This is a genomic window from Luteibacter sp. P4_E6, assembly GCF_056401535.1.
Window position 1 is genome coordinate 1 of sequence record NZ_JBFUJE010000743.1, and the last position, 1527, is coordinate 1527.

2 protein-coding genes are annotated in these 1527 nt (G+C 59.2%); both read right to left on the reverse strand.

Annotation, left to right across the window (positions count from 1 at the left end):
- The coding region (locus tag AC1DT2_RS23030) for an SIR2 family NAD-dependent protein deacylase (RefSeq protein ID WP_477298992.1) at positions 1 to 890 on the reverse strand (890 nt) is incomplete at its 3' end.
- 365 nt (positions 891 to 1255) lie between these two features.
- A partial coding sequence (locus tag AC1DT2_RS23035; RefSeq protein ID WP_477298994.1) for an ion channel occupies positions 1256 to 1527 on the reverse strand: 272 nt, incomplete at its 5' end.

The following is a 1527-nucleotide window of genomic DNA, read 5'->3' on the forward strand; positions in this document are numbered from 1 at the left end:
GCCTTGTCCCATTCGCCGTACTCCTCGGCGCTGCCGGAGACAAACACCGTCTTCATCCGGTAGCGGCGCTCCACCGCCTCGAGAATTCGGGGAATGTCATCGAACGAATCAATCTCCAGCGTCTTGATGCCGTAGCGCTGGAGGTCATCGTTGCGCATGCCTTCGCGCCTCACGGCGTAGTCGAATTTCGCATCGTCGGCAAAATCACGCCGCTCGAGCTTCTTGACGAAGCTGTAGTGCTGCCGTGCCGGAGCATGCGGCAACCGTGAGAGAACGTAATCGAGATTGGGGTCAGTGAAGCTGAACCCGACGAACAGGAATGTCTTCGTGGTGAGGTCGCCCTGGAGCGCCGTGATAAACGGCTCGTGGGTGCGGTAGTAGCGCTCGTACTGGGCTTTGTAGATGATGGCTTTCTTCGGGAACGTAACATCGCCATGCATCTTGTAGACGACCGCAGCCCGGCGAGGCTTGGTGTCCGACAGCTGCTCGGGGTCGTGCTTGACGTCGGGAATGCGGAACGCTTTCTCGAGCGCAGTCTCGATGAGGTTGTCATAATTGGTCGTCCACCAGGTCGCCACAGGCAACCGGGCAAGTATCCGGTGGGACTCGGTTTCCTCGGCCTGCTCGGAGAGCTGGTCGATGATGGCCTTTGCAAGCCCCTGCGCGCCCTTTCTGGCATTGACGTGATACTGGGCGACCGCGATGAGGTCGTTTTCAATCGTCAGGTCGAGCTTGAGTTCGGCCGCAACGTTGGCCAGAAGGTCTTTCCAGTCCACCAGCCCTGCGCCCCTCGAAAAACCGGCCCCGGCGAACACCGCCGCCGTCCCGTTTGCCAGTTGCTGCACGTAATCCTTGATAAAAAGTTCAATGTCCGTACTGAATTGTTCCATTGGCATCCCTTGAATGATTGACGCACTTCCATACGACAGTCCCGGCGGAACAGCCTATCGGAAGGCCACAAACCGTTTCTTGACTCCCCCACTGCCGACGCGTTTCCCAAAACAACGCCTCCCGCGAAGTATGCGCAGGTCTCCTGTGGCGAACAAGGGTCCCGCATGGCCCGCGGGTGACTAAAGTCTCGTCAGTCTCGTCCAGTTGCGCCGATACCAGAGAACACCAACTTCAATTAGTGAAGGCATAGAGGATGAACCATTTCGCAATCGGCTTTCATTCGTGACCTAGCCGGCGCCGTGCCTTGCCATGCCTGGCGATCCGAACCAGGGCCGAATCAGCCCGGACACGCGAGCGACCAAGGTCATTCGACGACGTAGCGCCTGGTCAGGCTGACGACAAAGCTGCTCGAGAGCAGAACACCGAGGACACCTTCCAGGACTGCGCAAGCCTGGTGCCACCCAACCGGCGTCGGCGAGCCGTACCCAATGGTGGTGAACGTCACGCCCGACAACATCAGGGCATCCCCGAACGAGATGCCGCAAGGCGGCTTATCCGGGAACGAGCAAGCGACCGAATCGGCGCCGACGAAACCGAATGCACCAACGAAGATGACCCCAACGGACCACATCATGA